Source organism: Streptomyces anatolicus (assembly GCF_019400875.1).
Classification (GTDB): domain Bacteria; phylum Actinomycetota; class Actinomycetes; order Streptomycetales; family Streptomycetaceae; genus Streptomyces; species Streptomyces anatolicus.
On the sequence record NZ_WMBF01000323.1, the window covers coordinates 1 to 7,138 of the forward strand.

The 7,138-nt window shown below is 70.8% G+C and carries 6 protein-coding genes; 1 reads left to right on the top strand and 5 read right to left on the bottom strand.

Annotated features, from left to right (window positions below):
* Positions 1-310 precede the first annotated feature (310 nt).
* A complete protein-coding gene (locus tag GKQ77_RS23630; RefSeq protein ID WP_219690945.1) occupies positions 311-943 on the top strand; it encodes a PepSY domain-containing protein in 633 nt (210 codons plus the stop codon).
* A 19-nt stretch (positions 944-962) separates the two neighbouring features.
* On the opposite strand, the gene thpR is transcribed toward GKQ77_RS23630, so the two are convergent.
* The 5 genes from thpR to GKQ77_RS23655 all read right to left on the bottom strand — a co-directional run bounded on the left by thpR (position 963) and on the right by GKQ77_RS23655 (position 6,977).
* Entirely contained in the window at positions 963-1,571 is a 609-nt protein-coding gene (gene thpR, locus GKQ77_RS23635) for an RNA 2',3'-cyclic phosphodiesterase (RefSeq protein ID WP_219690939.1), read from the bottom strand.
* Between the two features lie 88 nt (positions 1,572-1,659).
* A complete protein-coding gene (locus GKQ77_RS23640; protein ID WP_219690941.1) occupies positions 1,660-2,163 on the bottom strand; it encodes a transglycosylase SLT domain-containing protein in 504 nt (167 codons plus the stop codon).
* A gap of 264 nt (positions 2,164-2,427) precedes the next feature.
* Entirely contained in the window at positions 2,428-3,915 is a 1,488-nt protein-coding gene (locus GKQ77_RS23645) for an APC family permease (RefSeq protein ID WP_308117763.1), read from the bottom strand.
* Entirely contained in the window at positions 3,912-5,480 is a 1,569-nt protein-coding gene (locus tag GKQ77_RS23650; protein WP_219690942.1) for a GMC family oxidoreductase, read from the bottom strand. Before GKQ77_RS23650 ends, GKQ77_RS23645 begins: the two co-directional genes overlap by 4 nt.
* 30 nt (positions 5,481-5,510) lie before the next feature.
* A complete protein-coding gene (locus GKQ77_RS23655) occupies positions 5,511-6,977 on the bottom strand; it encodes an aldehyde dehydrogenase family protein (RefSeq protein ID WP_219690943.1) in 1,467 nt (488 codons plus the stop codon).
* Positions 6,978-7,138: the final 161 nt, after the last annotated feature.

Consider the following 7,138-nt stretch of genomic DNA (forward strand, 5'->3'; position numbering starts at 1 on the left):
CCCCCGCGACCAGTGCGCCGGACATCACGACGGCTATGGCTGCCGTCGCGCCCCTCGATATAACTGCCACCCGATTTGCCTGTCTTCTCAGCGTGGTGATGCGGTCGCCCGTAACACGCGATCTTGAACAGGTTTGGTTCTCGGATGGCGCAAGGGATCACTGAGGCAGGTGGCGGTCCCTCATACTCCCCTCGGCCCAGCCGTCCGGGCGGGGGAGGGGCATCTCGCTTAACGTGCCCATATGGTCACTAAAAGGAACAGTTCTGCTCCCCGGCGCGGACGTCTGCCGCTCTCGCGAGGCGCCGCCGTGATGTGCTCCGCGGCCGTGGCGGCGGCCCTGCTCACGGGCTGCGGCGGCGATGACGACAACGGCGGCGGCAGCGCGCAGACCGAGGGCGCCCAGACCGCCCGCACGCCCATGCCGACGTCCACCCCGTCCGCAGGCGGCGGCACCCTCACCGAGGACCAGGCCGAACGGAAGGCCCTCGTCCCCAAGGCCAAGATCGGCTACGAGGAGGCGCTGCGCACCGCGGTAGGGGCGGTGCCCGAGTCGAAGCCGGTCTCGATCGAGCTGAAGGGGCCGGCCGACACCCCCAAGTGGGAGACCGAGGTGGCGACGGCCGACGGTGCCAAGCACACCGTCGACGTCGACGCGGTCACCGGCAAGGCCGGCCCGACGAAGGCCGACGCCGACCAGGACGCGGACGACAAGCGCGAGCTGGCGGACCGGCTCCGCAAGGCCACGGTGACGGCGCAGCAGGCCGCGCAGACCGCGACGGACAAGACCAAGGGCACGGTCACCTCCGTCGAACTCGACGACACCAACGGCGGCGCCCCGAAGTGGTCCGTCGATGTGGTCACGACCGACGACTGGAACAAGACCACGTTCGACATCGACGCCACGAACCGCAAGATCCTGCGCGAACACGTCGACCGGGACTGACCACCGCCCGCGAGCGGGGTCAGCCGGACGGTGCCGCGACATGGGGGTCCCGGCCGCCGAAGCGCCAGGCCTCGATGTCGCGGTAGTGGATCGGGCCCGGTCCCCGGCCGATGTTGCTGCCGACCAGGTGCAGGCGTTCGGCCCGCCAGGAGCGACCGGTGAAGCCGGCGAGGCCGGCCGCGGCCTCCACCGCGCACGACGGCGTGTCCCGCCGGGCCCTCGCCAGCGTCAGGTGGGGGCGGAAACGGCGGTCCGGGAGGACGACACCGCACTCCTTCACGACGGTACGCACCTCGGCGGCGAGCAGATCCAGCTCCGCGAGGTCACCGTCGATCCCGCTCCACAGCACGCGTTCGTCGAAGTGCCCGCCGCCGCGCAGGGCCAGCGTCACAGGGCGGCGCGCCGCCGCGAGCTCCGCGAGCGGCGGGCGCAGCAGGGGGACCACCGCGGTCGGCACCTCTCCGAGGAACGCCAGGGTGATGTGCCAGTCCTCGACGCGGTTCCACCGCATGCGCGGATGCGCGTGGTAGGCGGGGGCGAGTGCCCTCGCCAGTTCCCGCTTCGCGTCGTCCGGCGGGGCGAGGGCGATGAAGACACGCACGGTGGCGGGCTGGATCTGTTCGTTCACAGAAGACTTCGTACCGCATCCGGATCCGCCACGGCCCCGCGCGTCGCGGATTTCGGAATGGGCCGGTCCAGGCGCGCGGACCGATCGCTCAGTACGCGGAGTCGACGTTGTCGATGGAGCCGTACTTGTCGGCCGCGTAGTTGGCGGCCGCGGTGATGTTGGCCACCGGGTCGGTCAGGCTGTTGGCGGTGCCCTCGACGTGGTACGCGTCGAAAGTGGGCTGGATGACCTGGAGGAGCCCCTTGGACGGGGTGCCGTTCTGCGCGTTCACGTCCCAGCCGTTCTGGGCGTTCGGGTCACCGGCGGACTCGCGCATGATGTTGCGGTGCAGCCCCTCGTAGGTGCCGGGGATGCCCTTGGCCTTCATGATGCCGAGCGCCTCGCGGATCCAGCCGTCGAGGTTGTCGGCGTGCCCGGCCTTGGCGGCCGCCGCCTGCGACACCGACGCGCTCCGGGCAGTCGGCTCCGCGGCGTGAGCGGCCGAGGGGACCAGCGTCAGGGCCGCCGCGGCGGCACCGGCGGTGGCCAGGCCGGCGAAGGAGAACTTGCGGAAGCGGGCGGTGGCGCGGGACTGCGTCTGCGTGATGGCCATGCGGGGGTGACTCTCCAGGCTGGGGGTGAGGAGGTGCTCACTCGGAGCGGGGGGAACCGTCCGGGACGAGTTCGGCTCGCTCGGACTCCAGCAAGAGTCAGGGGCACCCGGCGTAGGACGCAAGGGTGTGACGTACTACCCGGGATCGCAGAACCCCAGGTCAGCCGCCCGCGCAAGGGGCTCGCAGCCCTGCGTGCGGACGGCGGGGGCGACCACTAACGTCGTTAGCATGTGATCTGCCCCCTATGGGTGGGCTCACACGGATCACCGCGTTTCAGGGGCCTCCTCGTCGGGGATCGCGTTGTCCGAGGGAGCGTCGCTGCGCCCGTAGTGATGCGTGGTGAACATGTACAGCAGCCCCACGCCCACCACGACGCCGCCACCGAGCAGCACGATCCAGTTGTCGTACCAGGCCGCTTCCGGGGTGCGGGGCCAGGCGATGGTGACGATGGCGAAGATCCCGTACGCGAGAGCCCCGACGTTGACCAGCAGGCCCCAGCGGCCCAGGCGGTACTCGCCGCTCGGCTTCCACCCCTTCACACGGGCGCGCAGCGCGGCCAGGACGACCATCTGGAAGGAGGCGTAGATGCCGAGGATCGCGAAAGAGACGATCTTGGTGAGGGCGTCCGTCGAGATCAGGGAGCCCACCGCGATCAGCGCCGGGATCACCGCGGCGACCAGCAGCGCGTACTCCGGCACCGCACGGGTCGGCGAGAACTTCCGCAGGAGCCGGTGACCGATGATCATCTCGTCGCGGGCGTACGAGTAGATCAGCCGCCCGGCGGCCGCCTGCAAGCTGATCGTGCAGGACAGGAAGGAGATCAGGACGACGGCCATCACCAGGCGGGCGCCGGTCTCACCGAGGGCGTCGAAGAGGATCCTGACGGCCGGGTCGGGGTCCTTCCCGGAGATCACCGCCCCGTAGTCGACGACGGCAAGGAGCAGCGTCAGACAGGTGAAGGTCGCCGCCGCCCCTCCGACATAGATGGTGCGGCGCATCGCCTTGGGAATCACCTTGCCGGGGTGCTTCACCTCCTCGGCGACATCCCCGCACGCCTCGAAGCCGTAGTACTGGTAGAAGCCGATGATCGCCGCCCCGAGGAAGACGGGCAGGTAGGAGCCGTCACCGGCGGCGCCGTAGTCGTCGAAGAGCACACCGAGGCCGTGGAAGCGGTGCGTCACCAAGAGGATGATGCCGACGACGAGGGCGCCGATCAGCTCCGCCCCGAAGCCGATCAGCGCCGCCCACGAAAGGGCCTTCGTACCGGCGTAGTTGATGATCACGGCAACGAGGATCAGGCCGATCGTGCAGAGCACGGTGGTGTGCAAGGTGGCGTCGAAACCGAGCAGGATCGCGATGTAGGGCCCGGCGCCGTACGCGACACTCGTGATCGTCACGAGCAGCGCCCACATGTACACCCACCCGGTCATCCAGGCCCAGCGCTTGCCCCACAGCCGCCGCGCCCACGGGTAGACCCCGCCCGCCACCGGGTACTGCGCGACGACCTCGCCGAAGACGAGCGCCACGAGGAACTGCCCGCAGCCCGCCATGACGAAGGCCCAGATCATCGGGGGACCGCCGTCGGCGAGGGCGGTGCCGAAGAGGGTGTACGTGCTGACGACGGGGGAGAGGTAGGTGAAGCCGAGGGCGAAGTTCGCCCACGGCCCCATGTCCTTGCGGAACTCCGAGTCCTCCTCGCCCTGGCCGGCCTTGGCCGCGCTGTCCGGCGTTCCGGGAACGGGAGCGGTCACTGGCCCGCCCCTTCCGTGCCCAGCGGCTGGGGAGCCGGCCGGGCGCTGATGAGATCCGCCGCGCGCTCGGCGGCGAGCAGCACGGTGAGCATCGGGTTGATGGTCGGCATGGTCGGGAAGATGGACGCGTCCACGATGCGCAGCCCGTCGTGGCCGCGCAGCCGCAGCTGCGGATCGACCACCGCGAGCGGATCGTCCTCGGCGCCCATCCGGCAGGTCCCGGCCGGGTGGTAGACGGTGTGCGCGGCCCGGCGCCCGTACTCGGAGAGCTCCGCGTCCGACTGCACGTCCGGGCCCGGCGCCACCTCCCGCAGCAGCCAGTCGCTGAACGGCGCGGTGGCCGCCACCTCGCGGGCGATCCGCAGACCGTCGACGATCGTGCGCTCGTCGTGGCCCTCCGGATCGGTGAAGTAGCGGAAATCCAGGGCCGGTTTGACGGTGGGATCCGCGCTGCGCAGCCACATGCGGCCCACGGAACGGGCGCGCGGCACGTTCGGGGTCATGCACACGCCGTGCTCGGGAACGGGGTAGCCGAGCCGTTCGGTGTTGATGGTGAACGGCACTTGGTAGAAGTGGAACATCAGGTCGGGGCGCGGGTCGCCCCCGGTGTCGCGGCGCAGGAAGAGACCGGCGTCGGAGTCCATCGCCGAGTTGGGCGGCAGCGGACCGCGGGTCTCCCACACGATCACCGACTCGGGATGGTCGAGCAGGTTCTCGCCCACCCCGGGCAGGTCGGCGCGGACCTCGATGCCCAGATCGCGCAGCTGGTCGGCGGGCCCGATGCCGGAGAGCATGAGCAGCCGCGGCGTGTCGATCGCCCCGGCGCACAGCAGCACCTCCGCCTCGGCCTCCAGCGTCGACACGGACCCGTCGGGGTTGCGGACCTGGACGCGGGTGAAACGGCCCTCGCTGTCGCGCAACAGCTTGTACGCCCACGTCTCCAGACGCAGCGTCAGGTTCGGCCGGTCCATGATGGGGTGCAGATACGCGACCGAGGCGGAGGAGCGGGTGTTCGTCTTCGGGTCGTAGGCGAGGGAGAAGAACCCGGCGCCGTCGGTGAAGGGGCGGGCGTTGAAGTCCTCGACGACCGGCACGCCGAGCCGGCTGGTGGCCGCCGCCACGAAGTCCTCGGCGATCGCGTTACGGTCGGCGGCGGCGACGGGCACGATGTTGTTCTGCAGCCGTGACCGGTACGGCAGGATCGTCTCCGGACCCCAGCCCTCGCAGCCCGCGGCCACCCACTCGTCGAGGTCCTGCGGGAACGGCAGGAAGCTGATCAGCGTGTTGTGCGAGGAGCAGCCGCCGAGCACCCGGGCCCGGGAGTGCAGGATGTGCGAGTTGCCGCGCGGCTGCTCCTCGGTGGTGTAGCCGTAGTCGAACTCGGAACCGAGCAGGTTGATCCAGTTGCGCAGCCGCAGGATGCGGTCGTCGCCGACATCGCTCGGCCCTCCCTCCACCACGCACACCCGGCAGCCCGGGTCCTCGCTCAGCCGCGCGGCCAGTACGGAACCGGCCGTACCGCCGCCGATGATCAGGTAGTCGTACGTCGTCGTCTCGTCGTGCATACTTATCGCCCTTGCTCTCGCCCTGCCCGCTCAGCCCTTGAACCAGCCGGAGACGCCCGGCCTCAGGTTCTGGTAGATGTGCTTGGCCTCCTGGTACTCGCGCAGGCCGGTGGGGCCCAGCTCCCGGCCGAAACCGGAGCGGCCGAAGCCGCCCCACTCGGCCTGCGGCACGTACGGGTGGAAGTCGTTGATCCAGACCGTGCCGTGCCGCAGCCGTGCCGCCACCCGCTGGGCACGGCTCGCGTCGTTCGTCCAGACACCGCCGGCCAGGCCGTACTGGGTGTCGTTGGCCAGCTCCACGGCCTCGTCCTCGGTGCGGAAGCGCTCCACGGTGACCACCGGCCCGAAGACCTCCTCCCGCACGATGCGCATGGAGCGGTCGCAGTCGGCGTAGATGGTGGGCAGCAGGAAGAAGCCCCGCGACAGCTCGGGATCGTCGGGGCGGCGGCCGCCGCAGACCAGGCGGGCGCCCTCGTCGCGGGCGATCTCCAGATAGCCCTCGACCTTCTCCCGGTGCTCCGCCGAGCTGAGCGGCCCGCTCTCGGTCGCCGGGTCGAGACCGTTGCCGAGCCGGATGGCCCCCGCGCGGGCGGCGAGCCGCTCCACGAACCGGTCGTGCAGGGAGTCCTCCACCAGGAGCCGGGAGCCGGCCGAGCAGACCTGCCCCGAGTGCAGGAACGACGCCTCCAGCGCGTGGTCGACGGCGGCGTCGAAGTCACAGTCGGCGAAGACCACGTTGGGGTTCTTGCCGCCCAGCTCCAGCGCGAGGTTCTTCACGCCCGGCGCGCACGCCTCCATGATCCGGCGCCCGGTCGCCAGACCGCCGGTGAAGGACACCAGGTCCACGTCCGCGTGCGAGGACATCGCCGCGCCGACGGTCGCGCCGGGACCGAGCACGAGGTTCGCGACACCGGCCGGCGCTCCCGCCTCGGCGATGAGCCGCATCATGTGGAGCGTGGACAGCGGCGTCGTCTCACTCGGTTTCAGTACGAAGGTGTTGCCCGCGACCAGGGCGGGAGCGACCTTCCAGGAGGCCTGGAGCAGCGGATAGTTCCACGGCGCGATGAGCGCGCAGACCCCGATGGGGTGGTAGGTGACGCGGCTGAGCACGTCGGGGCCGACGTCCACGACCCGGCCGCCGTCCTTGTCGGCGATCTCGGCGAAGTAGCGGAACGCGTTCGAGACGTCCTCGACGTCGATCCGCGCCTCGGCGAGCGTCTTGCCGGTGTCGAGGGATTCGACGTGGGCGATCTCCTCCTGGTCCCGCAGCAGGAACCGCGCCACTCTCAGCAGTACGTCGGCCCGCTCCCTGGTGGGCGCCGACGGCCAGTCACCGCGGTCGAAGGCGCGCCGGGCGGCTCCTACGGCGAGGTCGACGTCGGCCTCGTCCGCGTCGTCGACCTGCTGGATGACGGACGCGTCGTACGGGTTGACCACGTCCCGCCGCGCGCCCTGGACGGCACCGGTCCACTCCCCGTCGATGAACAGTTCCGCCATCGGGGTCTCCCTCGCTCTCGCACCTGTCCGGTACCGACGTGACCACCGGCACGGCATACCGGGCACCAACATCGTCCGCCCGGCTCGCACCGGTCATGCGGACGCACGGGGCGAGGGGAGAGTCGGGCGCAGATGTGACCTGGTTGGGCTAGGCGCGAGGG